This window comes from Natronomonas aquatica, from assembly GCF_024449025.1.
Classification (GTDB): Archaea; Halobacteriota; Halobacteria; order Halobacteriales; family Haloarculaceae; genus Natronomonas; species Natronomonas aquatica.
Genome location: NZ_JAHLKM010000032.1, coordinates 1 through 25117 on the forward strand (window position 1 = coordinate 1; position 25117 = coordinate 25117).

A 25117-nucleotide genomic window follows, 5' to 3' on the forward strand; every position below is an offset into this window, starting at 1 on the left:
GGTGGTTTGTGTCATCGAGTGTCGGCTTCCTCCCCGACCTCAAGGGTCGGGGTATCCGCCTCCAATCTCTATGAACTCCGCCCCGTAGGGGCCGTAGTCGGCGGGCGCATCGAGCATGTCGTGGCTCACGCCCGTATCGACCACGACGAGCCCCTCCGGGTGGTCGACGAGATAGAAGGGACAGACGGCCGTATACGCCTCCCCGGGATCGGTCAACTGGACGAGAAAGCTGTTGTCCAGGGCCCAGTCGGCGGTGTTGAACTCGTGGATAACGTTAGCGGTTGTCATAGTACGGCATCGGATACGAGACGGGAATCTGACTTAAAAGTACCTCCGGAACGGGGCGAACGGCGGGCCGGGAGAAACAGCCGATCAGACCGTCTCGACCGTTTGGAGGACCGCCCCGATCCGATCGATCGCCTCCTCGATCGCCTCGATGTCGGTCGCATACGAGAGACGGAGGTAATCGGCGGCTCCCTCCCCGAAGTCGACGCCGGGAGTGACCGCGACGCCGGCCTCCTCGAGGAGGAGATCCGCGATCTCGAGGGAATCACCCGGGAGGTCGCTCACGTCGACAAGCAGATAGTAGGCGCCCTGCGGTGTATACCCGAGATCGAGCCCCCAGTCGGTGACGGCCTCGAGCAGGCGGTCCCGCCGCTTCCGGTAGGTTTCGCGGATCTCCGCCAGCCGATCCGGGGGCGTCTCCAGTGCGGCGACGCCGGCGTCCTGGACGAAGTTCGGCGCACAGATGAGGACGTTCTGGGCCAGCCGGTTGACCGCCTCGACGTACCCCGGCGGGACGACGATCCACCCGAGCCGCCAGCCCGTCATCGCAAAGCGCTTCGAGAAGCCGTTCAACACGAACGCCTCGTCGGTGTACTCCAAGATCGTGTGCTCCTCGGCGTCGTAGGAGAGCCCGTGGTATACCTCGTCGACCACCGGAACCGTGTCGGTCGTCTCCGCCGTCGCCGCCAGCCCGGCGAGCGTCTCGCCGTCCAGCACCGCCCCCGTCGGGTTGGCCGGCGAATTGAGCAACAGCGCCCGGGTCGTTTCGTCGATCGCCGCCTCGAAGTCCGCGGTCCGCGGTTCGAACCCCTCGGCGGCCCGCAGCGGCACCGTCTCGATCTCGCCGCCGACCGTCCGCACGAAGTTCGGATAGCACGCGTAGTGGGGGTCGGTGAGGACGACCTCCTCGCCGGGATCGACGAGCGCCGCGAGAGCGAGAAAGAGCCCGGGCGAGGTGCCGGGGGTAACGACGACGCGGTCGGGATCGAGTTCGACCCCGTACTCCCGGTCGTAGTGGGCGGCGATAGCCCGCCGGAGCTTCGGCTTTCCCCTGGCGGCGGTGTAGTCGGTGTTGCCGGCCCGCAGCGACTCGATCGCGGTCTCGAAGACCCGATCGGGCGGTTCGAAGTCCGGTTCGCCCACCTCGAGGTGGATCACGTCCTCGAGTTCGTTGGCCCGTTCGAGGACGTCCATCGCGATAAACGGCGTCACGTCCTGTGCGCGCTGTGAGACCATCAGTACTGGCAGTCAGTAGGGAGGGCAGGTATTATATACGTCCGGGTTAGCCGGCGGTCGACCCCGGGGACCCGTTTTCGGACGAACGAACGGGCTCGGTGCGGCCCGGATCGGTTCGAGCGCCCGGCGGCCCGCCGGCCCGTTCGGTTCCTTCAGGTTGATGTATCCGTGGGGGGTAACGCCGGGTGATGGTCGAACATCGACGTGGCTGGGCGCTCACTCTCACACTCTGGTTGGCGTTCAATTTCGTGGTCGCATACGAGATCGCGCCGGCGAGTCTCCTCCCGCTCGTCCGGGAGGGGCTCGGCGTCGGGGCAACCGACGCGAGCTGGCTCGTCAGCGTGCTCCTCCTCGGGATGGCCGCCTTCTCGATCCCGGCCGGGATCCTCCTCGATCGGATCGACAACCGGCGGGCGATCTTTCTCTCGACCGGGGCCGTCCTGCTGTCTACCGTCTGGGCGTGGCGTGCGGCCACGGCGGGCGCCTACGACCGCCTCGTGGTCGCCCGCTTTCTCGGCGGGGCAGCGATCGTGACACTCTGGACAGCCGGGGTAAACGTCGTCGACGGGGCGTTCGATCGGGAGAACCAGGGGACGGCGATCGCCGTGTTCGCCACGAGCATCCCCGGCGGGTTCGTGATCAGCCACCTCACCGCGCCGCTTTTGGCCACGCGGGTGGGATGGGCCGGGACGTTTCCCGTGTACGGACTGCTCGGCGTGCTCGCGATCGGCGGCTTCGCTGTCGCCAGTCGGGGTGTCTCGATCGCAGTCGACATCGAGACGCCCTCCCGGCGGGAGTTCGCGGCCGTCCTCCGGAACCCCCAGGTCTGGGCCGTCTCCGGGATGGCCTTCGCGGCCTTCTCGCTCAACTTCATCTTCAACAGCTGGCTCCCGACGTACGTCGCCGAGAACTTCTCGCTCCCGCTCGGGATCGGCGGCGCCATCGCCGCCTTCTTTCCCGCGATCGGCGTCGTCGGGCGCCTCTCGGGGGGGGTCGTTTCCGATCGCCTCTTCGGGACGCGCCGCCGCCCGATCGTCCTCGGTTCGTTCGTCGTACTCGCGCCCGCCTCGGTCGCCGTCCCGTTCATCGATCTGGTGGGCGTTCTCCTCGTCGCGTTGATCGTCACCGGGTTCGTCACGCAGGTCGGCCTCGTGCTCCTCCTCCCGTACGTCCGGGAGCTCGTCGCGAACAACGTGGCGGCGACGGCCTTCGCGGTTCTGAACACGGTCGGCTTCCTTGGAGCGTTCTCGGCTCCGGTCATCTCCGGCAGGCTGATCGAAGGGGCGGGGTTCTTCGCCGCCTTCGGGTACGCGGGGCTGCTCGCCGTCATCGGAAGCGTCCTCGCGTGGGCCGTCTCGGAGTCGGTGTAGCGTTCGAACGGAGTCCGGTCGTTTAATAAATAGTATTCTCTTAGTATGCCTTGAATATGCCCAAGATAAGCGTCGAGATCCCCTCGGAACTCCTGGAGGACCTCGACGAACACGTCGGCGACGACGGCAAGTTCGTCAACCGAAGCGACGCGATCCGGGCGTCGGTCCGCAAGACGCTCGATCTGCTCGACGAGATCGACGCCCGCCACGGCCGCCTCGAGGAGGACGATGGCTGAGACCGTCGAAAGGCGACCGAAGTCGACCGCCCCGCCCGGTGCCGTCGCCCTCGCGGGGATCTTCGTCGCGTCGCTCGCGACCGCCCAGCTGACGGCGGCGAAGGTACTGGCCTTCGAACTCCCCGTTTCGGTGCCGCTGGCCGGCCCGGAGCTAACGTTGCCGGGGGCGGCACTGGCGATCGCGGTGATGTTCTTCGCCTCGGACTGCTATGCGGAGCTGTACGGCAAGCGGGCCACCCAAGTGCTCGTCAACGTCGCTTTCGCGATGAACTTCCTCGTTCTCGCGTTGGTCTGGAGTACGATCCTCGCGCCCGCCGCGCCCTCGAGTATCGACCCCGGGACCTTCGCACTCGTGCTCGGGGCGTCGACGAACATCGTCGCCGGCAGCCTCGTCGCCTACCTCGTCAGCCAGAACCTCGACGTCGTCGTCTTCCATGCGATCCGGGAGGCGACCGACGGGGAGATGCTCTGGCTCCGCAACGTCGCCTCGACGGCGACGAGCCAGCTCGTCGACACCGTGATCTTCGTTTCGATCGCCTTCTGGATCCTCCCACAGACCGTCGGAATCGGGCCACAGCTCCCCGGCGCGGTCGTCGTCTCGCTCGTGGTCGGCCAGTACCTCCTGAAGCTTCTCATCGCCGTCCTCGATACGCCGTTCGTCTATCTCGTTACGGGCGCGATCAGGCGGACGGAGCCGGCGGCCTGAAGCCGAAGTAACCGACCGATGGCCCCGATCCGGCGCGGCCGTCGGTCGGCCGAAGGCTCTCCGTACCCCCAGTAATCGGCAAAAGGTTCCGATACATGTATAAATCACCACTGGATGCGTGTGTTTCTCATGCATTCTCGGAATACCGGTTTCGGGTAGCTGAACGACGTGTGCACGATGGCAACGGAGACCAACACTGCGACTGCGACGGAATCGGAAACGCTCCCGGGTAACTGGAAGGCCGGCGTCGTCGGCGGGCTGGCCGGCGGCGTCGCCTTCGGCGCGATGATGACGGCGATGATGAGGAACATCATGGAGGCGGCGATCCCGGTGATGTACGGGCTCGGCACGCCGAACGGCGTCGCCGGCTGGGCGGTCCATATGAGCCACTCCGCAGTGCTCGGCGTCGTCTTCGCCGCGGTCGTCGGGTTCGCCGGACTCGCCGGCCGGTCCGGACAGACCCAGGTCGGCGCCGGGATCGCCTACGGGCTCGTCCTGTGGGTCGTCCTCGCGACGTTCGTGATGCCGGCGTGGGTCGGCGCCGCCGGACCGATGAGTCCGCCGGTCCCCGACGTCAACCCGGTGAGCGCCGTCGGCCACGCCGTCTACGGGGCCGTCCTCGGCGGCGTTCATTACGCGCTCGAAGACCTCTAGACGGTCGCGACTCGCGTTTCGAGGGGCCGGCGGCGGCGAGGCTCGCGCCGAGCCTTATTTGCCGCTCGGTCACGCAGTGGGTTGTGTGCAGGAGTACGAACGCAAACAGCTCCTCGAGCGGATCGACCGGGAGAGCTCGACGCTCGGCGTCGAGATCCCCGAACGCATCGAGATCCAGGGCGAGGAAGTGCGACTTCGGGAGTTCGTCTTCGAGATCAAGCGCCGCGAGACGGTGCCGGCCGGCGAGCGCGACCGCGTCGAGCGGGCAAAGCGGAACCTCCGCCGCGAACGCCTGGAACGCAAAGAGCGGATCGAAGAGAACGAAGTGTCCTTCGAGGCGGGCGAGGAACTCGCGGAGGCGATCGTCGGGATCGATCGCGCCCTGGAGGCGCTGGAGAGTCTCAAACCCGAAAGCGTCGAGGCGGAGGCGAAACGACAGGAGACCGCCGACACGAAGCGGTGGATGGACTTTCTGAAGAAGGCGCTGGGGCACGACGACGACGGACCGCAGGTGAGAGGCCCGTGAGCGAAAACGACGCGGTCGCGACGCTGCTCGAGGAGATGGCCGACCGCCTCGAGGCCCGGGATGTCGAGTACAAGCCCAACGCCTACCGCCGGGCCGCCGACAGTATCCGTGGCCACACCGTCGCGATTGAGCGACTCTACGAGGAAGGCGGCGAGGACGCGATCACGGAGATCGACGACGTCGGCGACGCCATCGCCGGCAAGACCGCCGAGTACCTCGAGACGGGGACGATCGACGAACTGGAAGAGCTCCGCGAGGAGCTACCCGTCGAGATGGACGCCCTGACGGCCATCGAGGGCGTCGGCCCCAAGACCGTCGCCGCGCTGTACGAGGCGCTTGGAACCGAAACGCTCGACGATCTGGAGACGGCCGCCGAGGCCGGCGAGATCCGCGACGTCTCGGGGTTCGGCGCGAAGACGGAGACGAACATCCTCGGAGGGATCCCCTTCGCGCGGGAGGCCCGAAAGCGGAGCCTGCTCGGCGAGGCCCGCCCGGTGGCGGATCGGGTCGTCGCCTTCCTCGAAGACTGTGCGGCCGTCGAGTCCGTCGAGACGGCCGGGTCGATCCGGCGGTGGCGGCCGACGATCGGGGACGTCGACGTCCTCGCCGGCAGTGACGACGGAAAAGCCGTCATCGAGGCCTTCGAGAGCTGGCAGGCGGCCGACGCGGTCATCGAGGCGGGGACGAACAAGGCGTCGATCCGATCGAACGGTCTCCGGGTCGACCTCCGGGTCGTCGTCCCCGAGGAGTTCGGCGCCGCACTGCAGTATTTCACCGGTAGCAAGGATCACAACGTCGCCGTCCGGAACCGGGCGATCGAGATGGGCCTGAAGCTCAACGAGTACGGTGTCTTCGACGTCTCGGACGTCGAGGATCCCGACGCCGGCCAGCGCGTCGGCGAGCGGGTAGCCGGCGAAACCGAGGCGGACGTCTACGATGCCGTAGGGATGGCGTGGATACCGCCGGAACTCCGCGAGGACCGCGGGGAGATCGAGCGCGCAGCCGGGGACGACCTGCCGGACCTCCTTTCGGCGGCCGACGTCCGCGGCGACCTCCACGTCCACACCGACGCCTCCGACGGCGAGGCGACGATCGAGGGCATGATCGCCGCCGCCGAGGCCTACGACCACGAGTACGTCGCGATCACCGACCACGCCACCGGACCGGGCATGGTCGGCGGCGTCGGCCTCGACGACGCGGAACTGCGGGCGCAAGCCGAGACCGTCCGGTCGATCGCGGCCGACGCGTCGATCGACGTCTTCGCCGGCGTCGAGGCGAACATCGGCCCCGACGGCGGGATAAGCGTGGACGACGCGGTCCTTTCGGAGCTGGACTGTGTCGTCGCCTCGCCCCACAGCGCCCTCGACGGGGACGGCACCGACCGGCTCGTGGCCGCCGTCGAACACCCCGGGGTCGATATCCTGGGGCACCCGACCGGCCGGCTCCTGAATCGGCGCCCCGGCCACGACCTCGACGTCGAACGCCTCGCCGAGGCCGCCGCGGAACACGGGACTGCCCTCGAGATCAACGCCGACCCCCGGCGGCTCGACCTGCGGGCGAGCTACGTCAAGGCCGCGATCGAGGCCGGCGCGACGGTCGTTATCGATACCGACGCCCACTCGACGGACGCCTACGGAAAGGTGCGGTTCGGTATCCACACCGCCCGTCGGGGGTGGGCCGAACCCGACGACGTGCTCAACTGCCGGGACGCGGCGGGCGTCCGGGCGTTCCTCGAGTGAGATGGGCGGGGACGATCGGCCGCCGGTTCGACCCGAAACCGACCGGCTTCTGTGTGACGTCATGCTCGGCAAACTCGCCGTCTACCTCCGGGTTTGTGGCTTCGACACCGCCTACGCCGGCGACCGGGGGATCGAGGCCGACGACCGGATCGCGGAAACGGCGAGACGGGAGGGCCGGCGGCTCTGTACCCGCGACGCCGAGTTGGCCGATCGGGTTCACGGATCGATCCTGCTGGCCGAACGCGACCTCGAGGCCCAACTCGCGGAGCTGAAAGCCGCGGGCGTCAAGCTAACCGTCACGGATCCGCCGAAGTACTGCGGGCGCTGCAACGGGGAGCTTCTCGCGGTCACCCCCGACGAAGGGACGCCCGGGTACGCGCCGGATCCGGGCGAGGTCGAGTGCTTCCGCTGTCAGTCCTGTGGACAGGTGTTCTGGAAGGGAAGCCACTACGAACGGATGACAGAGACGATCGAGTCCGCCCGATAACGGCGGCCGTCGGTATCGGGGATTCCCGGCTCAGTTCGTGTTCGGCGACCACGCCTCGCAGGCGTCCATATCGTCCATCGCCTCGCTGTGGAGCCCACAGTACGGTACCAGCCCCTCGTCGGTCCGGGCGTACCGGAAGTGCGAGCAGTTCCCACAGTAGCGGTCGTTCGACGGCGCCGGGGGCTCGTCGACGAACTCGGCGTCGTCCGTCCCGCTTCGGGTTCCGGTCGGCTCGCGGATCGATCGGGAGGCGCTCGCGCCGCCGTCGGTCGCGCTCGCGCCGCCGAGCGAACCGCCGGGCGAGGACGGAGAGCCGTTCCCACCACCGGCGTTGTGGGTGTCACGGTTCGTCTGGGTCTCGGCCTCCCCGTCGGGGGTCCCCCCGAGCATCCCGATCCCGCCGAGTTTGCCGCGCAGTTCTTCGTTCGAGACCTCGACGACCCGCGTCTCGCCGGCCTTCGTGATCTCCAGAGAGATCGTCCCGCCGGGGTCGTTTCTGGCCTTGAAGTTCGCGACGGCGGAGAAAAGCGACCAGGTCGTGAGGATCGTCCCGGCGAAGTAGGTGGTCGCGACGACGAGCGTCATCGTCGTGTTCCCGGAGCCGCCGATCCAGTCGACCGGGTACCAGCGGGCGAACATCCCGACGCCGAGCAGACAGACGACGGCGCCGACGGCGGCGGCGGTCCGCAGTCCACGGGAGGCCCGCGGTAACGCGACCATCGTCCCCAGGAGGACCGCGGGGAACCCGAGACCGCCGAGGACGCCGGCGAGTTCGCGGGCGCGGTACAGCCCGAGGCCGAAACGCGAGCCAATCCCGGTCGATGCGACGACGAGCCCGGCCGTTACGAGGACCGCACCGACCCCGAACAGCGTGATGCCGGCGTACAGCCGCCGGAGGCCGGCCCCGCTTTTTCCCCTGTAGACCTCCGTAAGGCTAGCCATACGAAAGGATAGAACCCCGACCTACAAAACAGTACGTCAGACGGTCGCAAGACACTCAGAGATTCCGGATCCGGTCTTCGGCGGCGGAAAGCGCCGCGTCGGCGTCGAAGGACTCGACGATCGAACCGAGCGTGTCGGGATCGGCGCCGGCGAGATCCTCGGCGTGGGCGGTCATGTTCGGCACCGCCCGGAGGAGGTTGTCGACGACGGGTACCGCCGCGGTCCGCGCCGATCGCGAGAGCGGGTTGAGATCGACGACGACTTCGGTCTTGCCCATCTCGGCGAGCGCGGCCGCCCGGTCGCCGTCCTCCAGCGGGACGAGCACGACGTCCGCGGCCGCGATCCCGTCGGCGTCGACCTTCGCGCGCTCGTGGGCCAGCCCCGGGATCCGGGCGTCGGCGGCCAGCCCCTTGATCCCCTCGGCGCCGTAGTTCCGGAAGTGTTCGGCGATCCGCTCGATCCGTTCGTCGGTCCGGTTGAACAGGTTGATCTCGATGTCCGCGCCGGTGGCCTCGGCCAGCGCGACCGTCTCGCCCGGCGCCAGCGCCGCGACGTTGCCGTTGACCGAGATCACCGGGTGATCGGCCGAAAGCAGGTGTGCGGCAGCGGCGCGTTCGGCGGCGTCGGCGCTCGGGATCGTCTCCTCACCGAGGAGATAATCGAACGCCTCGCCGCGGCCCTGCGCGATGAGCCCCTGTCTGGAGGTGAGACCGCGGTCGACGCCGTCCTCGATGCGGTGTCGCGTCAGAAGCGACTCGTGCCGCGGGTGTGACTCCGGGATGTCCGGACCGGTCATACCGACCCGTCGGAGAGCGGTCGTCAAAAGGATCCCGTTCCTGTTTTCCGCCCCGTCGTGGAGCGGCCGCGTCGTCGGGAACGCGCTCCTACTCGGGGTCGGCCTTCCCGTCGGCGCGGTCCCGCCGGATCGCCTCGGAATCCCGCTCTTCGGGATCGCCGTGGCCGCCGCCGCCGGGCGTCCGGACCGTGACGATCGTCCCGGCCGGAACGTCGACGGTCGTCTTCGCCCCGACCGGGTCGCCGTCGATGAGGTTCTCGCCGGTCGCCCCCGGACCCCCACCGGCGACGCCGCGGGGGCCCCGCCGTCGCCGCTCGGTCAGAAGCGAGACGGTCGCCTCAGCCTCGATCCGGAGCCGCCGTTCCAGGCCGAGACCGCCCCGGAACCGCCCCTCGCCGTCGGTATCGGGGCGGAAGGCGTACCGCTCGACGGCGAGGGGGTATTCGGCCTCCAGCGCCTCGATCGGCGTGTTGAGCGTGTTGGTCATCCCGACCTGTACGCCGTCCATCCCGTCGGCGTCGGCGCGGGCGCCGAACCCGCCGCCGATGGTCTCATAATAGGCGAACGAGCCGTTTCGGCCGCCGACGGTGAGGTTGTTCATCGTGCCCTGTCCCTGTGCGGGGACGCGCTCGGGGGCGGCCTCGGCCAGAGCGGCGAAGGTCACGTCGGTCACGCGCTGGCTCGTCTCGACGTTCCCGCCGACGACCGCCGCCGGCGGTTCGGGGTTCAGAAGCGACCCATCGGGCGCCGTCACGGTGATCGGTGCATAACAGCCGTGGTTCGGCGGGATCTCCGGGTCGGTCACACAGCGGACGACGAAGTAGACGGCGCTTTTCGCGACCGAAAGCGGCGCGTTGAGGTTGCCGTCGACCTGCGGGGCCGTCCCCGAGAAATCGACCTCGAGTTCGTCCCCCTCGACGGTCACCGTCACCTCGATCGGAACGTCCGTGTCGGTGATCCCGTCGCCCTCGAGGATATCCGAGGCCCGATAGACGCCGTCGGGGAGCGTCTCGAGTTCGGCCTCGATCCGTTCGCGGGAGTACTCAATCACCGCCCCGAAGGCCGCCTCGAGGCGTTCCCGGCCGTGTTCGGCGGCGAGTTCGCGGAGGCGGGTCCCGGCCCGGTCGTTGGCGGCGAGTTGGGCCCGCAGGTCGGCGCGGCGCTCCTCGGGGTTCCGGACGTTCGCGAGCAGAAGCGAGAACAGCGCCTCGTTCCGCTCGCCGCTCTCGACGAGTCGGATCGGGGGGAGCCGGAGCCCCTCCTGTTGGATCTCGCGGGCGCCGGCCGGCATGCTGCCGGGGGTCATCCCGCCGACGTCGGCGTGATGCGCCCGGGAGACGGCGTAGCCGACGATCCCCCCGTCCAGCGCGATCGGGGAGACGAGCGTCACGTCGGGCAGGTGGGTGCCGCCGGTGAAGGGATCGTTGAGCACGAACACGTCGCCCGGCCGGGGCTCGCGGTCGATCACCGCCGCGACGGCCGCCGGCATCGCACCCAGATGGACCGGGATGTGTTCCGCCTGGGCGATCATCCGGCCGTCGGCGTGGAAAAGCGCCGTCGAGCAGTCCTGTCGCTCCTTGATGTTCGGCGAGTACGCTCCCCGGATCAGGGTCTGTCCCATCTCCTCGGCGATCCCCTCGAGTTGGTTCCGGAGTACCTCAAGCGTCACGGGATCGATCGCGTCGGTCATCGGTCGCCCTCCCCGGAGCCGTCGGCGCGTTCGACGGCGAGCGTCCCGTCGTCCCGAACCCGGCCGCGCCACGCCGGCGGAACGACAGTCGTACTCTCTGGCTGTTCGAGGATCGCCGGGCCGGCGACGGTCTCGCCGACCCCGAGCGCGCCCCGGTCGTAGACGGTCGCCTCGACCCGTCCGGTATCGGGGAAGACGGCCTCGCGTCGCCCCCGGAGGGCCTCTCCGGATCCGGCGTGTCTCGGCGTCGGCCGGTCGGTCCCGACGGTCGCGGTCACGCGCAGCGTCACCGCCTCGACCGGCTCCTCGAGGCGATACCCGTAGGCTCGCTCGTGGGCGTCGCCGAACCGCCCGGCGAGGCGGTCGGGATCGAACCGATCGACGGGGACGGTCAGCTCGAACCCCTGACCGGAGTACCGGCAGTCGGCGGCCCGTTCGATCCGGGCGGCCCCGGTATCGGAGACGTCCCCGAGCGCCGACTCGACGAGCGTCTCGTAGACGGCCCGCCCGTCCTCGGCGGTCGCTTCCGAGAGCCGGATCCGGGCGGTCCGGGCCCGGTCGTGGGTTTCATCCGCCGTGAGCAGCCCGTACGCAGAGAGGACGCCGGCCGGCCCCGGAACGAGGACGCGGTCGATACCGAGCCGGTCGGCCAAGGCGACGGCGTGCATCGGGCCGGCCCCGCCGAAGGCGACGAGGTCGAAGTCCCGGGGATCGTAGCCACGCTCGACGGTGACAGAGCGGATCGCCCGCGTCATCGTCGCGTTGGCCACGCGGTAGACGCCGCGTGCGGCGGCGGTCGCGTCCTCGAGTCCGGCCGCGGCGGCGAGCCCATCGAGGGCCTCGTGGGCGGCCTCGACGTCGAGTTCGAGTTCGCCGCCCAGCGCCGTCCCCTCGCCGATGTATCCCAAAACGACGTTGGCGTCGGTGACCGTCGGCCGCTCGCCGCCGCCCCCATAGCAGGCGGGGCCGGGATCGGCCCCCGCCGATTCGGGGCCGACGCGGAGCGCCCCGCCCGGATCCGTCCAGGCGATCGAGCCGCCCCCGGCCCCGACGGTCTCGATGTCGACCATCGGCGTCCGGATCGGCACGCCCGCGATCTCGGTGTCGGGGCTCCGTTCGATCTCCCCCTCGCGGACGAGGCTCACGTCGCTCGAGGTCCCGCCCATATCGAAGGTGACCGCCCCGGTGTCGGCGCCGACCGACGACGCGCCGACGACGCCCGCGGCCGGGCCCGAAAGGACCGTCGTGACGGCCTGCGATCGGACCGTTTCGGCCTCGGCGACCCCGCCGTTGGATTTCATCACGCGTGGCGCCGGCAGTCCCGTCTCCCTCGCGCGGTCGATCAGCCGGCCCAGGTACCCCTCGATCGCCGGCCGAACGTAGGCGTCGGCGACGGTCGTCGCGGTCCGCTCGAACTCGCGGAACTCCGAGAGCACCTCGTGGGAGACCGAGACCGGAACCGAAAGTTCCTCCCGGAGGATGTCCGCGACCCGGGATTCGTTCCCGGGGTGGGCGTACGCGAAGAGCAGACAGACGGCGACGCTTTCGGCGCCGGTTCGGGCGATCTCGTCGGCGATCTCGCGGACCGCCGGCTCGTCGATACCGCGTTCGATCCCTTCAGGGGTCGCCCGCTCGTCGAGTTCGAAGCGGCGCCGCCGGGGGACGAGCGGGTCGGGTTTCTCGGCGTCGAGGTCGTACAGCGCCGGCCGGTCCTGTCGGCCGATCTCGAGGACGTCCCGGAAGCCCTCGGTGGTCACGAGCGCGGTCTTCGCGCCGTCCCGTTCGAGCAACGCGTTCACGGAGACGGTCATCGCGTGGGCGAAGGTGTCGATCTCGCCCGGAGCGATCCCCGCCTCGTCGCAGGCCTTCCGTATCCCCTCGATCACGCCGACGCTCTGGTCGGCCGTCGTCGGTACCTTCGCCGTCACGAGATCGCCGTCGAGAAACAGGGCGACGTCGGTGAACGTGCCGCCGACGTCGACGCCGATCTGCGCTCCAGTCATGTCAGGGGTCAGGGCCGTCGGCGTAATAGCAGTTGTTGACGGGAGCCGGGTTACTCGCCGTCGGTCGGCGCGTAGTAGTACTCGCCTTCGCGTTTCTGTTCGCGGTCCTTCTGTGAGCCGGGTTTGTTGATCCGGGGGCGGCCGGTGCGTTCGTCACGCCGGAAGGTGACATCGAGGTTCGCGAGGAACGTGTTCATCCCCTCGCGCATCCCCATCGGGCGGCCGGCGTGGCCGCGTTCGGCCGGGGTTCCCTCGAAGACCTGCAGCCGATCCGAGAGCAGATCGATCATGTAGATGTCGTGATCGATCACCATCGCGGTCTTGTCGTGGGTCTCGGTGTACCGGCGGATCGCCCGCGTCGCGAGGACGCGCTGTTCGACGTCGAGATGCGCTGACGGTTCGTCCAGGAGGTACAGATCGGCGTCCCGCGAGAGACACGCCGCGATGGCGACGCGCTGGCGTTCCCCGCCCGAGAGGTCGGTGAGGTTCTGTTCCATGATCCGATCGAGCTGGAGCGGCCCCGCGATCTCGGTGTTCCAGTAGGAGGTACCGAACTCGTCGGTGATCGACCGGAGGAACGAGTCGACGCGCATCTGTCGGTCGATCTCGACGTACTGTGGTTTATACGAGATATCGAGGTCGACGTCGAAGTCCCCGCCGTCCGGTTCCAGCCGGCCCGCGAGCAGTTTCGCGAACGTCGATTTGCCGATCCCGTTGGGGCCGACGATTCCTAGTACCTCGTTGTGTCGGATCTCGCCGGCGTCGACCGCCAGGGTGAACTCGCCGTCGCCGTAGGATTTGGTCAGTTCGGGGTACTCGACGAGCGTGTCGCCGTATCCCTCGCTGCGGGGGGCGTGTTCCTCGAACTCGATCGCCTCGGGGCGGATCCGCATGTTCTCGTTTTCGAGATACCCCTTCAGGTACTCGTTGATCCCCGCCTTCGTCGATTTCGGCGGCGTGACGACGCCGAAGACGCCCGGTTCGCCGTAGGCGACGTGGAGGGCGTCGGCGAGCAGATCCAACACGGCGAGGTCGTGTTCGACGACGAGCATCGACCGACCGTCCGCGGAGAGTTCCTGAACGAGGCGGGCGGCGGTGACGCGCTGGCCGATGTCGAGATACGGCGTGATCTCGTCGAGAAAATAGAAATCGGCATCGCGCACGAGCGTCGCCGCCAGGGCGACCCGCTGGAGCTCCCCGCCCGAGAGGGTGTCGATCGGCTGATCGACGACCGAGGCGATCCCGAGCCGTTCGACGAGGTCGTCGGCGACCCCGCGCTCGTCGACACCCGAAAGCAGCTCGCTCGTCTTCCCGTCGAAGGTGTCGGGTATCCTGTCGACGTACTGCGGTTTGCGCGCGACGGTCACCTCGCCTTCTTTGAGGTCTTCGAGGTATTCCTGGAGTTCGGTGCCGCGGTACGCCTCGAGAACCGTCTCCCAGTCCGGTTCGTCCTGAAATCGGCCGAGGTTCGGCGTGATCTCGGCGGCGAGAGCGTGGACGGCGGTCGTCTTCCCGATGCCGTTGGGGCCGAGGATTCCCGTCACGCGGCCCTCCTGAGGCGCGGGGAGTCCGTACAGCGCGAAACTGTTCTCGCCGTAGCGGTGGGTCGGCTCCTCGTCGAGTTCCTGCGGGAGGTTGATGATCTCGATCGCGTCGAAGGGGCATTTCTCGACGCAGATCCCGCAGGTCTCGCCGAGACACAGCTCCTCGGAGATCGAGATCTGGTCGGCGCCGCCGGCGTAGTACTCGTCGTCCTCGAAGCGGTCCTCGCGGGTGACGATACACTCCTCTCCCGTCCGGTTGGGCGGACAGAAGTTCGCACACTCGTAGTTACACCGGTCGGGCTGACACCGGTCTAAGTCTACGACGGCGATGCTGTCGTCCGCCATCAGAGGCTCGCCCCGGTCGAGAGCAGGATCGCCCAGCAGACGAACCACAGCGCGAAGGTCATGAAGGCGACGTAGAGGTAATCCTTCGCGCCGAAGTCCTCGATGTCCAGATCGATCCCGACGATCTCGAGGAGACCCAGGATCGGGAACTGCACGATGACCGCGCCCGCGAGGACGTAGACAGCCAGCGTGTCGGTCGCGCCGTCGGCGACGACAGAGGAGACGACGGCGGCGGCGACCCCGGCCAGACACGCGATCGTCGTGACCGTCACGCCGCGGACGTGCGCGACCCGACGCTCGGCCGTATCGGTTGCCATACCTACACTGAACCGTCCGTCGTCAAAAGCGGTTCGTTCCCGGGACGCCCGTCCCGCCGATCCCGACGGCTGGGCTGGCGATACCTTTCAGGTTTGCCTCAATATTTATACGCGTGGCAACCGTTCTAATAGGTAGCAATGGCCGATAACGACGGGGAAGCGTTACCCGACCTTCCACCCAGCGCGAAGCTCGTATACAAGGTACTCGAGTACAACGGCGCGATGACCCAAAAGGACATCGTCGAGGAGTCGATGCTCTCGGCGCGGACGGTCCGGTACGCTCTCGAGCGGCTCGAGGAGATCGACATCGTCTCCGAAGACGTCTACTTCGCCGACGCACGACAGAACCTGTATAACCTCACCGAGACGGGGGAAGCGGCGACCGACGGGACCCCGGATCAGGCCGTCTCGGACGACTGATCGGCTCTTTTCGTTCCGACGCGTTACCCGTCGTCCGGTCCCGTTCCCGGTTTCCCGACCGCCGGATAGGACTGCCGCGGTCCGGACGTCTTCCGGGCGACGACGCGGGCGGTCGCCGCGTGCCGCCCGTCGGATCTGGTTTCGATCCGTTCCGCGTACTCGAGCACCGTCAGATCCAGCACCGACCGGAGCAGCTCGTTCGCCGCGAACCGGTAGCGGTCGCCGCTCGGGCCGCTTTCGACCGGATCGCTCGATCGCAGGTGGTGTTCGACGTAGAGAACGCCGCCGTCCCGTAGCGACTCTTTGATATCGGAGAGCCGATCGACCGCGCGGTAGAAACTGATCGTCACCAGATCGTACGTTTCGGTCGGGAACGCGTGGCTCGGGAGGTCGGTCTGGACGAGTTCCAGTCGACCGCCGGCGTCGCGCTCGGCCGCCCGATCGCGGGTGATCTCCAGGCCCGCCCGCGAGCCGTCGAGGGCGTCGACCCGGTAGCCCCGATCCGCGAGAAAGACCGCGTTCCGTCCCGTCCCGGCCGCGACGTCGAGGGCCCGGCCCTCCGGCAGGGCGTCGACGTGCCGTCGCAACATTTCCGACGGTTCCGTATCCTGGGGGTACTGTCCCGATCGAAACCGCTCGTCCCAGTCGGTCATGGCGGCCGTACGGCTGGGGGCTGTTTAAGATATCACATCGAAGGTGGCTCGGGGTGGTCCCTCGTCACAAGGGGCTCGGAGGGGGTAACTCTCGTCACGGCCACCGGTGGGTTGCAGTTCCCCCGTGACAAAGAACCTACGCTTGTCGTTGGTAGGTATCGGGAGAGTGGCACCCAACTAGTAAGGTATCGGCGGTCGCCGAGACCCTGTTATCGGCTCCCTGTAGCTAGCTACGCCTCGAGGAAATCTCGCCGCAGGTCAGGCCGCCCGTCGCTCTTTGGCCTTCGGGCGGAGCTTCTTGTAGCCGCACTTCCGGCAGCTGTCGGCGCGTTTCGGGTTCCGGGCGTTACAGCGCATACAGATCATCTTGTCGAGGATGCGAGCCTCCGCTTTCTCGAACTTGGCCATACACGACGCGAGACGGTCAGAGCGGATAAACCTAACCGTTCGAACGGACGGCCGGCGGGGATAGAGCCCGCGGGCGACGAACAAAGCCTTTAGTCTGGACCGTCTACGGTCGGCAAATGGTACTCGACGACCTGGGCAGTTCCCTCCGGGGAACGCTCGACAAACTACAGGGCAAGACGACCCTCTCGGAGGACGACGTCGAGGAGATCGTCAAGGAGATCCAGCGATCGTTGCTGTCGGCCGACGTCGACGTCGACCTCGTCATGGAGCTTTCGGATTCGATCCGCGAGCGCGCCCTGCGCGAGGAGCCGCCGGCCGGGACGACCGCCCGCGATCACGTTCTCAAGATCGTCTACGAGGAGATGGTCGGTCTGGTGGGCGAGTCGACCGACCTGCCGCTGAAAGAACAGACTATCGTACTCGCCGGCCTCCAGGGCTCGGGGAAGACGACCAGCGCCGCGAAGATGGCGTGGTGGTTCTCGAAGAAAGGCCTCCGGCCCGCAGTGGTCCAGACCGACACGTTCCGCCCCGGCGCCTACGAGCAGGCCAGAGAGATGGCCGAACGCGCCGAAGTCGACTTCTACGGGGACCCGGACAACGACGACCCCGTCGACATCGCCCGGAAGGGTCTGGCGGAAACCGAGGACGCCGACGTCCACATCGTCGACACCGCCGGACGACACGCCCTCGAGGAGGAACTCATCGAGGAACTCGAAGAGATCGAAGACGCCGTCGACCCCGACCGGAACCTGCTCGTCCTCGACGCCGCGATCGGCCAGGGGGCCAAAGAGCAGGCCGAACGGTTCGACGACGCGGTCGGCATCGACGGCGTCGTGATCACGAAACTCGACGGGACGGCGAAGGGCGGCGGCGCCTTGGCCGCGGTCGATCAGACCGACTCCTCGATCGCCTTCCTCGGGACCGGCGAGGAGGTCGGCGACATCGAGCGCTTCGAGGCCTCCGGCTTCATCTCCCGGCTGCTCGGGATGGGGGATCTCAAACAGCTCTCCGAGCGCGTCGAGCGCGCGATGGCCGAAACCCAGGAGGAAGAGGACTGGGACCCCGAGGACCTCATGAAGGGGGAGTTCACCCTGAGGGACATGCGCAAACAGATGAACGCGATGAACCGGATGGGGCCGCTCGATCAGGTGCTGGATATGATTCCGGGACTCGGCGGCGGGATCAAAGACCAGCTGCCGGACGACGCGATGGACATGACCCAAGAGCGGCTCCGGGACTTCGAGGTGATCATGGACTCGATGACCGAAGCCGAACTCGAGAACCCCCGCGCGATCGGCCAGAGCCAGATCGAACGCATCGCCCGCGGATCCGGAAAGGAAGAAGAAACCGTCCGGGAGCTGCTCGAACAGCACAAGATGATGAACCGGATGATGAAGCAGTTCCAGGGCATGGGCGACGGCGACATGCAGCGGATGATGAAACAGATGCAGGGCGGCGGCGGTGGCGGGGGCCTCGGCGGGATGGGACCGTTCGGTGATTGAGGCCGGCGGGGAGGGACGGTTCGGACGGCATCGCACCCCCGGTCCGAGTGGTCTGACGCCCGTTGGCGACGAACTCGGCCGCTCCACAACAGTTATTACGGCACCGATGAAAGACTCGGTGCTTAATGCCGGGCGAGAACGCGACGGTGCTGCTTGTCGACGACGAACGGGAACTGCTCGATATCTACGAGATGTGGCTCGACGAGGAGTACACGATCCGAACTGCCGGCGGCGGCAAGGAGGCACTGGAGGCGTTCGACGGGGACGTCGACGCCGTGTTGCTCGACCGGCGGATGCCCGGAATGTCCGGCGACGAGGCGCTCGAAAAGCTCCGGGAGGACGGCCACGACATCCCGGTCGTGATGGTTACCGCGGTCGAACCGGACGAGGGGATCGTCGAACTCCCGTTCGACGAGTACGTGGTCAAACCGGCCGACAGGTCCGAGCTGCTCGGGACGATCGATCGGGCCCTCGCGCGGGCGGCCGACGAGACCGCAAGCGACGTCCTCGATGCGCTCGGCGACAAGAAGACCCGACACTGCTGTCGCGTGCTGAACGGAGCCCAACTGAGCGCGAGAGAGGTGGCTGAACTGACCGGCTACTCGTTGCCGACGGTCTATCGGCGGCTCAACGATCTCCGGCAGGCCGAACTCATCGAGAGCCGGACCCAGATCGATCCCGACGGCGACCACTACGAGGCCTTCACTACGGTCGCAGAGCGGATCAGGATCGATCTGGACGGGTTCCGGGTCGATCGCGAACCGGCCGACGGCGAAACGGTCTGACGATTCGGCTGGCATCCGGATATTTCTTCCTACGCGACAGTTGTGTCTGCCCGCACTGGGCCAGTCGTTTTGTTCGCCTGGGGTGCAGCGTCCGGTAACCCATGTCGAGCAGGGATACATCGTGTCGGTCGCCCGCGATCGGCGCGCCGCCCTCGGGGTACGTCGCCTCGTTTCTCCCGGTATTCGAGCGGGCGATCGATCGGGCCGTCGAGGCGTTCCGTGAAGGGACGAACTCGGAGAATATCGGGGACGAACTGTACACGACGGTCCGGGCCGCGATGGTCGACATGCAGGTCGGGGTCGACGAGTTCGTGGCGGCCGAGGCGATCGAGCCGATCACCGACGAGGAGTACGCGTCGACGACGACGGTAAACGCAACACGGCGGAGCGGGGGGTAGGTGGTCGGCGGCGGTCGGTCGCTATAGTTTTTAACCCCGGGGAGCGTGTGATCGACAACGAGCAATAATGGTTGTCGGAGACATCGCGACCGGGACGGACGTACTGGTGATCGGCGGCGGCCCCGGCGGATACGTGGCCGCGATACGGGCCGGACAGCTCGATCTCGACGTCACGCTCGTCGAGGCCGACGCCTACGGCGGGACGTGTCTGAACGATGGGTGTATCCCATCGAAGGCGCTCATTCACGTGACCGGACTGGCCCACGAGGTCGAAAACGCGGAGTCGATGGGGCTACACGCCCGGGCCGACATCGACGTCCAGGGGATGGTCGAGTGGAAGGACGGCGTCGTCGATCAACTGACCGGCGGCGTCGAGAAGCTCTGTAAGGCGAACGGCGTCAACCTCGTCCCCGGCCGGGCGGAGTTCGCCGACGAGAACACCGCCCGGATCGTCCACGGCGGCGACGGCCAGGGCAGCGAGTCGATCGAGTTCGAACACGCGGTCGTCGCGACGGGGAGCCGACCGATCGAGCTTCCGGGCCTGGAGTTCGACGGCGAGCGGATCCTCGATTCGAGCGACGTCCTCTCGCTGGAATCGCTGCCCGAGTCGGTGCTCGTCGTCGGCGGCGGCTACATCGGGATGGAGCTGTCGACGATGCTCGCGAAACTGGGCACGAACGTGACCGTCGTCGAGATGCTCGACGATATCCTCCCGGCGTACGGCGACGACGTCACCCGGACGGTTCGGAAGCGCGCCGAGGAGCTCGGGATCGACTTCCATTTCGGCGAGGCGGCCCAGGGGTGGGAAGAGCAGGCCGCCGGGGCCTGCGTCAGGACCGAAACCGAAGACGGCGAGACGAGCGAATACACCGCCGAGCGCGTCCTCATCGCCATCGGCCGGCAGCCGGCCTCCGACACCTGCAACGTCGAGGCCGCCGGGCTCGAACCCAACGATCGGGGGTTCCTCGAGACGGACGATGCGACCCGGACCGACGTCGAACACATCCACGCCGTCGGCGACGTCGCCGGCGAGCCGATGCTCGCACACAAGGCCTACCGGGAGGGCCACGTCGCCGCCGAGGTTGTCGCCGGCGAGCCCGCACGGCTCGACCAGCTGGCGGTCCCGGCGGCGGTCTTTACCGACCCCGAGATCGGCACCGTCGGGCTGAGCGCCGAAGAGGCTGAAAGCGAGGGGTTCGACCCCGTCGTCGGCGAGATGCCGCTGTCCGGCTCCGGACGGGCGCTCACGCTCGACGAGGGAGAGGGGTTCGTCCGGATCGTCGCAGACAGCGAGACCGAGTTCGTCCTCGGCGCGCGGATCGTCGCCCCCGACGCCTCGGAGCTGATCGCCGAGGTCGGGCTCGCGATCGAGATGGGCGCACGGCTCGAGGACATCGCCGCGACCATCCACACGCACCCGACGCTGTCGGAGGCGGTCGCCGAAGCCGCGGCGAACGCGCGGGGATCGGCGGTCCATACGGTGAACCGGTAAACTGGCGATGGCCACCCGTAGACGGACCTTCCTCACAGCCCTCGCCGGGATCGCCGTCGTCGGGGGCGGTTATTCACAGCGCCGGCGGATCCAACGTCGTGACGACGTCGCAGCGATCGGGGCTGCCCTCGAGATCGACCGACCGACGCCCGAGGCGGCGGTCTCGGTTCGACCAGAACACGCGACGGCCGCCCACGAACGGGCCAGCGGACACGTCACCGGGACCGAACGGCTGCGGTCGAGCGAGTCCGGGGACGGGGACCGGGACGACGACGCCCTCGAGGAGGCACGCCAAGAGCTCGACGAGTACGCCCCGGAAACGCTCGAGGGGGATGGGGCCCGACTCGAAGCTCTCGACGCCTACCGGCTCGCGATCGCCCGGAGCGCGACGGTCCGCGGCCGGCTGTACGGGGACGGTCGGGGAAACCCGAGCCCGGAGCTCCGGCGACGGATCGACTCGCTCGAGGCCGATCTGGGGGCGTTCGAACCCGCGTATAGCGGCGGCGAGATCCCCGAGACGATCGTCCAGTGCGCCGAGGCGGACGAACGCTACCGGAACGCCCGGTCGGATCTCGAAGCCGCGGTCCGGATGGCCGACGGCGAGGAGTACGCAAACGACGTGGCGTGGGAACAGGCCGCGGTCGGCTCGACACGGCTGTACGACGCCCGGCAGTTCCTCCGGGACCGGGAGGGCCCCGACCGGACGGACGCGCTCGGGTCGGCGTTTGATCGGCTCACGGGAACGATAGCGGAGGCGATCGACGGGATGGAGTGGCGATACGACGACGCCCACGCCTCGTATCCGGCCACCCGGTTTCGGGACGCCGGGCTGGCCGAACGGGCCGATCCACAGCGGGACCCCGGTCCGGGGCGGCTCGCATCGGCAGTTCGGTCCCGGGCCCGCCAGGCGACAGTCGCCGTGACGCTCGGCCGGTTCGGCGACGTTCCGGCCCGGAGCCACTGGGAAGAACTCGGATACGAACTGGGGACGGCAGCGGGGACGGTTTCGGAGGCCAGAGCCGCCGCGGTCGGGGCGATCGAGGCGACGGCGGACGCGGTCGGCTCGGACCCGCTCGCCCGGTGGCTCCTCTCGGATATCCTCGGGACGGTCGCGAGCGCGGATCGGCGGCTCAGTCGGCTGGCAGACGACCCGAACGCCGGGAACGAACGGTGGTGGACGACACGGTACGACCGGTCGGTACTCGAGTACCGGGCGGCGGAAGCCGAATCCGAGGCGATCCCGACCGTGCTCGCGCGTATCGAGGGACGCTAACCTACTCCGACCGGCCCGCGAGGCCGACAGCGTCGGCCAGAAGCTCGTGAGACCGGAGCGCGTCCTCGTGGTCCGGGACGGAATGTTGGATCATCACTTCCTCGACGCCGACGCGGTCGGCCAGCTGTCCCAACAGCCCCGAGAGCGTCTCCGGGCTTCCGGAGATCGACCGCGGCCACTCGCCGTCGGACAGCCTCGTCGGCGTCGGCTCCGGGACGCCGCCGAGTTCCTCGATCGCCTCCTCGACGGAGGGGGTCGCATCGAGGGTCCCACGCTGCATCCGCCTGTAGATGGCTTCGGCGACCGACCGGAGGCGGGCGGCGGCCTCGTCGGTCTCGGCACAGACCGCGTTGACCGCGAGCATCGCCTCGGGTTCCTCGACGCCGCCGGAAAGCGGCGAGGGCCGGAAGCGCTCGCGGTACTCCTCGAAGGCCCGGGCCGCAAAGCCCGGGCGGATGAAGGCCGCAAAGCAGTAGCGCAACCCGAGTTCCCCCGCGATCGCCGCACTCGAGGGACTGGAGCCGAGCACCCAGGGGACGGCCGGCCCCTCGCCCGAACGGGGGATATTCAGGTCGTCGTAAGCGTGCCCGTCGGGGAACTCGTCGTAGAGGTGGTTGACGACGGCCTCGACCCGCTCTCTTTGGTCCCCGTCGGGGTCTTTTATGTGGCGGTCCGTCCCAAGGGCGCGGTCGACGGCCGGCGAGGCGTTGGCCCGCCCGAGTCCGGCGTCGATCCGACCGGGGGCGAGCCCGTCGAGGGCGCCGAAGAGCTCGGCGATCTTGAAGGGACTGTAGTTGTTGAGCAGGACGGCCCCGGAGCCGAGGCGAATCGAGTCGGTCGCGCCCGCCAGCCGACCGAGCAGCACCTCGGGTGTCGTCCCCGCGAGCCTCGAGGCCCTGCCGTGGTGTTCGGCCACCCAAAAGCGGGTGTAACCGAGCCGTTCGGCCTGCTGTGCGGCTTCGACGGTGTTGGCGTAGGCGTCGGCAGCGGTCCCGGTATCGGGGACCGGCGAGAGATCGACGGCGGAGAGATCCATACCCGGGTTCGGGGGTTCCACCGGATAACGGTTCGGCTGTCGATCGAGCGAGGGCGGGCCGGAACGATCGGCTCACTCGCGCTGCCAGATGTAGACGGCCAGCGCGAGAAAGCCGCCGAAGAGCGTCAGATACGTCAAGCCGCCGACGGCCAGCGCCCAAAGCGCCGCGTTGCCGTCGCCGCGCCCTTCGGCGTCGGTGTACACCCAGTACGCCATGAAAAACGGGATGACCAGAAGGATCAACCCGAGTACCACGAGTTCGGGACCGCCGGGAACGCCGAACTGGAGGACGATCATGGACGACAGTTTCACCGATCGCCGTAAGAACGTTCCGGCGGGAAAACAGGTTCGGCGGCCGGATACGGTGCCCGCCTGGTTGTGCTGTGCGAACAGGATCGGGAATGCGAACAGGATCGGGACGCCGTACCCCACTCTTTTAAACGCCCGCGGCCTACCGGGGGGCGATGAGAGCCCTCACGCTCGGTCCGAAAGGAACGTACTCCCACCGTGCGGCGAAGTCCGTCACCGACGACATCGAGTTCGTCGAGTCGGTGACGGGGATCGTTGAGGGGGTCGCCGGCGGCGAGTACGAACGCGGGATCGTGCCGATCGAGAACAGCATCGAGGGGTCGGTGACCGAATCGCTCGACGCTCTGGCGGACCGGAACGTCGCCGTCGTCAGAGAGATCGTCACGCCGATCAAACACGCCCTGATGGCCCAGACCGGCGAGTTCGAGACCGTCGCGAGCCATCCGCAGGCGCTCGCACAGTGCCGGAACTTCCTGAGCGAGGAGTACCCCAGCGCCGAGACCGAGGCGGTCGCCTCGACGGCCCGCGGCGTCGAGCGGGCCCGGGAGGACCCGACGGTGGCGGCGATCGGCCACCCGGCGACGGCGGGCGACGGTTTGCAGGTGCTGGCCCGCGACATCCAGGACAGCACCTCCAACGCGACCCGCTTCGTCGTGCTCGCCCCCGAGACCGAACGGTCGGACGCCGGCGGCAAGAGCACCGTGATCATCTACCCGAACACGAACTACCCCGGGCTACTCCTGGAGATGCTCGAACCGTTCGCCGACCGGGACATCAACCTCTCGCGGGTCGAATCCCGCCCCAGCGGCGAACGGCTCGGCGATTACATCTTCCATCTGGACTTCGCGGCCGGGCTCTACGAGGACCGCGCCCAGGCGGCCGTCGACGAACTGCGGGACATCGCGACCCACGGGTGGGTCCGCGTGCTGGGCTCCTACGACACCGAACACGTGCTCTGAGGGTGGGATCACGTGGACCTACACAAGAGTTTTTAAGACTGCCGGCGAAAAGCCATCCACGAGCAGTTCCGTCCCGCACGAAAGGTGGGGCGGGTAGCTACGGCCGTCCAATTTGACAATCCTTAAATCCCTCGCGGATATATGCCGCTGTAGTATCCCGTGACAGCTTCTTTCCCCGGCCAGCCAAACACATGGTAGACGTAAGCCAACACAATCTGGTTCCGGAGCACACGGTTCTCGACCGCGAGGAAGTCGAGAACGTGCTCTCGGAGTACGACATCAGACGCACAGACCTGCCGAAGATACAGCGCCGCGACGCCGCGTTACCCGACGACGCCGAGGTCGGCGACGTCGTGAAGATCGTCCGCGACTCCCGGACGACGGACGAGGCGATCGTGTACCGACTGGTGGTAGAATGAACAGGGAGGACCGACGCGCGATCTCCCGGGAGTACTTCTCGCGGGAACGGCTCGCGGAGCATCACTTCCGGTCGTTCAACAACTTCCTCGACCGCGGCATGCAGCGGGTCGTCGACGAAAAGGAGTCGATCGAGACCGACATCGGCGACAAGGAGGGCCAGGAACCGGTCCGGGTCGATCTCGGAAACGTCCGGATCGTCACCCCCCGCGTCCGGGAGGCCGACGGCTCCGAGGAACTGCTGTATCCACAGGAGGCCCGCCTCCGAAACATCACCTACTCCGCGCCGGTGTTCATGGAGATGTCGATCGTCCGCGGCGGCGAGGAGGAGGAAGAACACGTCGTCGATCAGGCCGAAACGAAGGTCGGCCGGATGCCGGTGATGGTCGGCTCGAACAAGTGCAACATCGCCGATTTCTCCCGCGAAGAGCTCATCGAGATCGGCGAGGACCCCGCCGATCCCGGCGGCTACTTCATCGTCAACGGCTCCGAGCGCGTGCTGATGACCAGCGAGGATCTGGCGCCGAACAAGATCCTCGCCGAGTACGACACGAAGTACGGCGACGAGATCCCACGTCGGTAAGGATCG

At 68.0% G+C, this 25117-nt stretch carries 27 protein-coding genes and 1 pseudogene; 16 read left to right on the forward strand and 12 right to left on the reverse strand.

The features are described from left to right. Positions 1 to 39: 39 nt before the first annotated feature. Both KM295_RS14640 and KM295_RS14645 read right to left on the reverse strand, forming a co-directional pair. Complete coding sequence (locus tag KM295_RS14640) at positions 40 to 288, reverse strand: MBL fold metallo-hydrolase (RefSeq protein WP_256030737.1); 249 nt, start codon at positions 286 to 288, stop codon at positions 40 to 42. Positions 289 to 372: 84 nt separating this feature from the next. Then, complete coding sequence (locus KM295_RS14645) at positions 373 to 1521, reverse strand: pyridoxal phosphate-dependent aminotransferase (protein WP_256030738.1); 1149 nt, start codon at positions 1519 to 1521, stop codon at positions 373 to 375. 188 nt (positions 1522 to 1709) lie between these two features. Between KM295_RS14645 and KM295_RS14650 the strand changes: the two genes are divergently transcribed. The 7 genes from KM295_RS14650 (at position 1710) to KM295_RS14680 (ending at position 7239) form a co-directional block, all read left to right on the forward strand. Next, the gene (locus KM295_RS14650; protein ID WP_256030739.1) at positions 1710 to 2891 is read left to right on the forward strand and encodes an MFS transporter; all 1182 of its coding nucleotides are present in this window, start codon (positions 1710 to 1712) and stop codon (positions 2889 to 2891) included. A 56-nt stretch (positions 2892 to 2947) separates the two neighbouring features. Then, complete coding sequence (locus KM295_RS14655; RefSeq protein WP_256030740.1) at positions 2948 to 3127, forward strand: ribbon-helix-helix domain-containing protein; 180 nt, start codon at positions 2948 to 2950, stop codon at positions 3125 to 3127. Then, entirely contained in the window at positions 3120 to 3833 is a 714-nt protein-coding gene (locus tag KM295_RS14660; RefSeq protein WP_256030741.1) for a queuosine precursor transporter, read from the forward strand. The genes KM295_RS14655 and KM295_RS14660 overlap by 8 nt, the downstream gene beginning before the upstream one ends. Positions 3834 to 4010: 177 nt before the next feature. Then, the gene (locus KM295_RS14665; protein ID WP_256030742.1) at positions 4011 to 4487 is read left to right on the forward strand and encodes a histidine kinase; all 477 of its coding nucleotides are present in this window, start codon (positions 4011 to 4013) and stop codon (positions 4485 to 4487) included. 85 nt (positions 4488 to 4572) lie between these two features. Beyond that, positions 4573 to 5013, forward strand: a complete 441-nt coding sequence (locus tag KM295_RS14670; protein ID WP_256030743.1) for a DUF5788 family protein — start codon at positions 4573 to 4575, stop codon at positions 5011 to 5013. Then, entirely contained in the window at positions 5010 to 6752 is a 1743-nt protein-coding gene (polX, locus tag KM295_RS14675; RefSeq protein ID WP_256030745.1) for a DNA polymerase/3'-5' exonuclease PolX, read from the forward strand. Before KM295_RS14670 ends, polX begins: the two co-directional genes overlap by 4 nt. A gap of 1 nt (position 6753) precedes the next feature. Next, on the forward strand, positions 6754 to 7239 hold the full coding sequence (locus KM295_RS14680) for a Mut7-C RNAse domain-containing protein (RefSeq protein WP_256030746.1): 486 nt from the start codon (positions 6754 to 6756) through the stop codon (positions 7237 to 7239). Positions 7240 to 7269: 30 nt separating this feature from the next. Here the strand turns inward: KM295_RS14680 and KM295_RS14685 are convergent, their stop codons facing one another. From KM295_RS14685 to KM295_RS14710, 6 genes are all read right to left on the reverse strand, one after another. Continuing rightward, positions 7270 to 8181, reverse strand: coding sequence for a cell division protein CdpA domain-containing protein (locus tag KM295_RS14685; RefSeq protein ID WP_256030747.1), 912 nt, complete (start codon positions 8179 to 8181; stop codon positions 7270 to 7272). Positions 8182 to 8236: 55 nt separating this feature from the next. Continuing rightward, positions 8237 to 8977: a 4-phosphopantoate--beta-alanine ligase gene (locus KM295_RS14690; protein ID WP_256030748.1), complete on the reverse strand. Its 741-nt coding sequence runs from the start codon at positions 8975 to 8977 to the stop codon at positions 8237 to 8239. An 88-nt stretch (positions 8978 to 9065) separates the two neighbouring features. After that, positions 9066 to 10667, reverse strand: a complete 1602-nt coding sequence (locus KM295_RS14695) for a hydantoinase B/oxoprolinase family protein (RefSeq protein WP_256030749.1) — start codon at positions 10665 to 10667, stop codon at positions 9066 to 9068. After that, positions 10664 to 12670: a hydantoinase/oxoprolinase family protein gene (locus KM295_RS14700; protein ID WP_256030750.1), complete on the reverse strand. Its 2007-nt coding sequence runs from the start codon at positions 12668 to 12670 to the stop codon at positions 10664 to 10666. The genes KM295_RS14695 and KM295_RS14700 overlap by 4 nt, the downstream gene beginning before the upstream one ends. A 50-nt stretch (positions 12671 to 12720) precedes the next feature. Beyond that, the gene (locus tag KM295_RS14705; RefSeq protein ID WP_256030751.1) at positions 12721 to 14559 is read right to left on the reverse strand and encodes a ribosome biogenesis/translation initiation ATPase RLI; all 1839 of its coding nucleotides are present in this window, start codon (positions 14557 to 14559) and stop codon (positions 12721 to 12723) included. Next, a complete protein-coding gene (locus KM295_RS14710) occupies positions 14559 to 14876 on the reverse strand; it encodes an EMC6-like membrane protein (RefSeq protein ID WP_256030752.1) in 318 nt (105 codons plus the stop codon). Before KM295_RS14710 ends, KM295_RS14705 begins: the two co-directional genes overlap by 1 nt. Positions 14877 to 15014: 138 nt before the next feature. On the opposite strand from KM295_RS14710, the gene KM295_RS14715 reads away from it, so the two are divergent. Continuing rightward, positions 15015 to 15296 carry a helix-turn-helix transcriptional regulator gene (locus KM295_RS14715; RefSeq protein WP_256030753.1) on the forward strand — a complete coding sequence of 94 codons (282 nt, stop codon included), beginning with the start codon at positions 15015 to 15017 and terminating at the stop codon, positions 15294 to 15296. Positions 15297 to 15319: 23 nt separating this feature from the next. On the opposite strand, the gene KM295_RS14720 is transcribed toward KM295_RS14715, so the two are convergent. Both KM295_RS14720 and KM295_RS14725 read right to left on the reverse strand, forming a co-directional pair. Then, positions 15320 to 15949, reverse strand: a complete 630-nt coding sequence (locus KM295_RS14720) for a class I SAM-dependent methyltransferase (protein WP_256030754.1) — start codon at positions 15947 to 15949, stop codon at positions 15320 to 15322. A gap of 258 nt (positions 15950 to 16207) precedes the next feature. After that, positions 16208 to 16357, reverse strand: coding sequence for a 50S ribosomal protein L40e (locus tag KM295_RS14725; protein WP_256030755.1), 150 nt, complete (start codon positions 16355 to 16357; stop codon positions 16208 to 16210). 116 nt (positions 16358 to 16473) lie between these two features. Here KM295_RS14725 and KM295_RS14730 point away from each other — a divergent pair, with 116 nt between their 5' ends. The 5 genes from KM295_RS14730 to KM295_RS14750 all read left to right on the forward strand — a co-directional run bounded on the left by KM295_RS14730 (position 16474) and on the right by KM295_RS14750 (position 21807). Then, positions 16474 to 17859 (forward strand): signal recognition particle protein Srp54, encoded by a 1386-nt coding sequence (locus KM295_RS14730; RefSeq protein WP_256030756.1) that lies wholly within the window; start codon positions 16474 to 16476, stop codon positions 17857 to 17859. 125 nt (positions 17860 to 17984) lie between these two features. Then, positions 17985 to 18644 carry a response regulator gene (locus KM295_RS14735; RefSeq protein ID WP_256030757.1) on the forward strand — a complete coding sequence of 220 codons (660 nt, stop codon included), beginning with the start codon at positions 17985 to 17987 and terminating at the stop codon, positions 18642 to 18644. Between the two features lie 101 nt (positions 18645 to 18745). Continuing rightward, on the forward strand, positions 18746 to 19042 hold the full coding sequence (locus tag KM295_RS14740) for a globin family protein (protein WP_256030758.1): 297 nt from the start codon (positions 18746 to 18748) through the stop codon (positions 19040 to 19042). A 67-nt stretch (positions 19043 to 19109) separates the two neighbouring features. Then, positions 19110 to 20534 carry a dihydrolipoyl dehydrogenase gene (gene lpdA, locus KM295_RS14745; protein WP_256030760.1) on the forward strand — a complete coding sequence of 475 codons (1425 nt, stop codon included), beginning with the start codon at positions 19110 to 19112 and terminating at the stop codon, positions 20532 to 20534. 7 nt (positions 20535 to 20541) lie between these two features. Continuing rightward, positions 20542 to 21807 (forward strand): hypothetical protein, encoded by a 1266-nt coding sequence (locus KM295_RS14750; RefSeq protein ID WP_256030762.1) that lies wholly within the window; start codon positions 20542 to 20544, stop codon positions 21805 to 21807. A gap of 1 nt (position 21808) precedes the next feature. On the opposite strand, the gene KM295_RS14755 is transcribed toward KM295_RS14750, so the two are convergent. Together KM295_RS14755 and KM295_RS14760 are read right to left on the reverse strand one after the other, a co-directional pair. Next, the gene (locus KM295_RS14755) at positions 21809 to 22843 is read right to left on the reverse strand and encodes an LLM class flavin-dependent oxidoreductase (protein ID WP_256030763.1); all 1035 of its coding nucleotides are present in this window, start codon (positions 22841 to 22843) and stop codon (positions 21809 to 21811) included. Between the two features lie 72 nt (positions 22844 to 22915). Then, the gene (locus tag KM295_RS14760) at positions 22916 to 23140 is read right to left on the reverse strand and encodes a hypothetical protein (protein ID WP_256030765.1); all 225 of its coding nucleotides are present in this window, start codon (positions 23138 to 23140) and stop codon (positions 22916 to 22918) included. Positions 23141 to 23307: 167 nt separating this feature from the next. Here KM295_RS14760 and pheA point away from each other — a divergent pair, with 167 nt between their 5' ends. The 3 genes and pseudogenes from pheA to KM295_RS14775 all read left to right on the forward strand — a co-directional run. Continuing rightward, complete coding sequence (pheA, locus tag KM295_RS14765; protein ID WP_256030766.1) at positions 23308 to 24111, forward strand: prephenate dehydratase; 804 nt, start codon at positions 23308 to 23310, stop codon at positions 24109 to 24111. A gap of 191 nt (positions 24112 to 24302) precedes the next feature. After that, a complete protein-coding gene (locus tag KM295_RS14770) occupies positions 24303 to 24530 on the forward strand; it encodes a DNA-directed RNA polymerase subunit H (RefSeq protein WP_256030767.1) in 228 nt (75 codons plus the stop codon). Then, positions 24527 to 25099: pseudogene (locus tag KM295_RS14775) on the forward strand (DNA-directed RNA polymerase subunit B''); the annotation flags it as partial. The gene KM295_RS14770 and the pseudogene KM295_RS14775, both read left to right, overlap by 4 nt. Positions 25100 to 25117: the final 18 nt, after the last annotated feature.

Excerpts from the sequence above, each read along its gene's own strand:
- KM295_RS14735 (WP_256030757.1), top strand. The coding sequence starts at position 17,985 with ATGCCGGGCGAGAACGCGACGGTGCTGCTTGTCGACGACGAACGGGAA.
- KM295_RS14645 (WP_256030738.1), bottom strand. The coding sequence starts at position 1,521 with ATGGTCTCACAGCGCGCACAGGACGTGACGCCGTTTATCGCGATGGAC.
- KM295_RS14710 (WP_256030752.1), bottom strand. The coding sequence starts at position 14,876 with ATGGCAACCGATACGGCCGAGCGTCGGGTCGCGCACGTCCGCGGCGTG.
- KM295_RS14655 (WP_256030740.1), top strand. The coding sequence starts at position 2,948 with ATGCCCAAGATAAGCGTCGAGATCCCCTCGGAACTCCTGGAGGACCTC.
- KM295_RS14715 (WP_256030753.1), top strand. The coding sequence starts at position 15,015 with ATGGCCGATAACGACGGGGAAGCGTTACCCGACCTTCCACCCAGCGCG.
- KM295_RS14755 (WP_256030763.1), bottom strand. The coding sequence starts at position 22,843 with ATGGATCTCTCCGCCGTCGATCTCTCGCCGGTCCCCGATACCGGGACC.
- KM295_RS14650 (WP_256030739.1), top strand. The coding sequence starts at position 1,710 with ATGGTCGAACATCGACGTGGCTGGGCGCTCACTCTCACACTCTGGTTG.
- KM295_RS14665 (WP_256030742.1), top strand. The coding sequence starts at position 4,011 with ATGGCAACGGAGACCAACACTGCGACTGCGACGGAATCGGAAACGCTC.
- KM295_RS14705 (WP_256030751.1), bottom strand. The coding sequence starts at position 14,559 with ATGGCGGACGACAGCATCGCCGTCGTAGACTTAGACCGGTGTCAGCCC.
- lpdA (WP_256030760.1), top strand. The coding sequence starts at position 19,110 with ATGGTTGTCGGAGACATCGCGACCGGGACGGACGTACTGGTGATCGGC.
- KM295_RS14700 (WP_256030750.1), bottom strand. The coding sequence starts at position 12,670 with ATGACTGGAGCGCAGATCGGCGTCGACGTCGGCGGCACGTTCACCGAC.
- KM295_RS14730 (WP_256030756.1), top strand. The coding sequence starts at position 16,474 with ATGGTACTCGACGACCTGGGCAGTTCCCTCCGGGGAACGCTCGACAAA.
- KM295_RS14680 (WP_256030746.1), top strand. The coding sequence starts at position 6,754 with ATGGGCGGGGACGATCGGCCGCCGGTTCGACCCGAAACCGACCGGCTT.
- KM295_RS14695 (WP_256030749.1), bottom strand. The coding sequence starts at position 10,667 with ATGACCGACGCGATCGATCCCGTGACGCTTGAGGTACTCCGGAACCAA.
- KM295_RS14750 (WP_256030762.1), top strand. The coding sequence starts at position 20,542 with ATGGCCACCCGTAGACGGACCTTCCTCACAGCCCTCGCCGGGATCGCC.
- KM295_RS14720 (WP_256030754.1), bottom strand. The coding sequence starts at position 15,949 with ATGACCGACTGGGACGAGCGGTTTCGATCGGGACAGTACCCCCAGGAT.
- KM295_RS14685 (WP_256030747.1), bottom strand. The coding sequence starts at position 8,181 with ATGGCTAGCCTTACGGAGGTCTACAGGGGAAAAAGCGGGGCCGGCCTC.
- KM295_RS14640 (WP_256030737.1), bottom strand. The coding sequence starts at position 288 with ATGACAACCGCTAACGTTATCCACGAGTTCAACACCGCCGACTGGGCC.
- KM295_RS14725 (WP_256030755.1), bottom strand. The coding sequence starts at position 16,357 with ATGGCCAAGTTCGAGAAAGCGGAGGCTCGCATCCTCGACAAGATGATC.
- pheA (WP_256030766.1), top strand. The coding sequence starts at position 23,308 with ATGAGAGCCCTCACGCTCGGTCCGAAAGGAACGTACTCCCACCGTGCG.
- KM295_RS14660 (WP_256030741.1), top strand. The coding sequence starts at position 3,120 with ATGGCTGAGACCGTCGAAAGGCGACCGAAGTCGACCGCCCCGCCCGGT.
- KM295_RS14770 (WP_256030767.1), top strand. The coding sequence starts at position 24,303 with ATGGTAGACGTAAGCCAACACAATCTGGTTCCGGAGCACACGGTTCTC.
- KM295_RS14690 (WP_256030748.1), bottom strand. The coding sequence starts at position 8,977 with ATGACCGGTCCGGACATCCCGGAGTCACACCCGCGGCACGAGTCGCTT.
- KM295_RS14740 (WP_256030758.1), top strand. The coding sequence starts at position 18,746 with ATGTCGAGCAGGGATACATCGTGTCGGTCGCCCGCGATCGGCGCGCCG.
- KM295_RS14760 (WP_256030765.1), bottom strand. The coding sequence starts at position 23,140 with ATGATCGTCCTCCAGTTCGGCGTTCCCGGCGGTCCCGAACTCGTGGTA.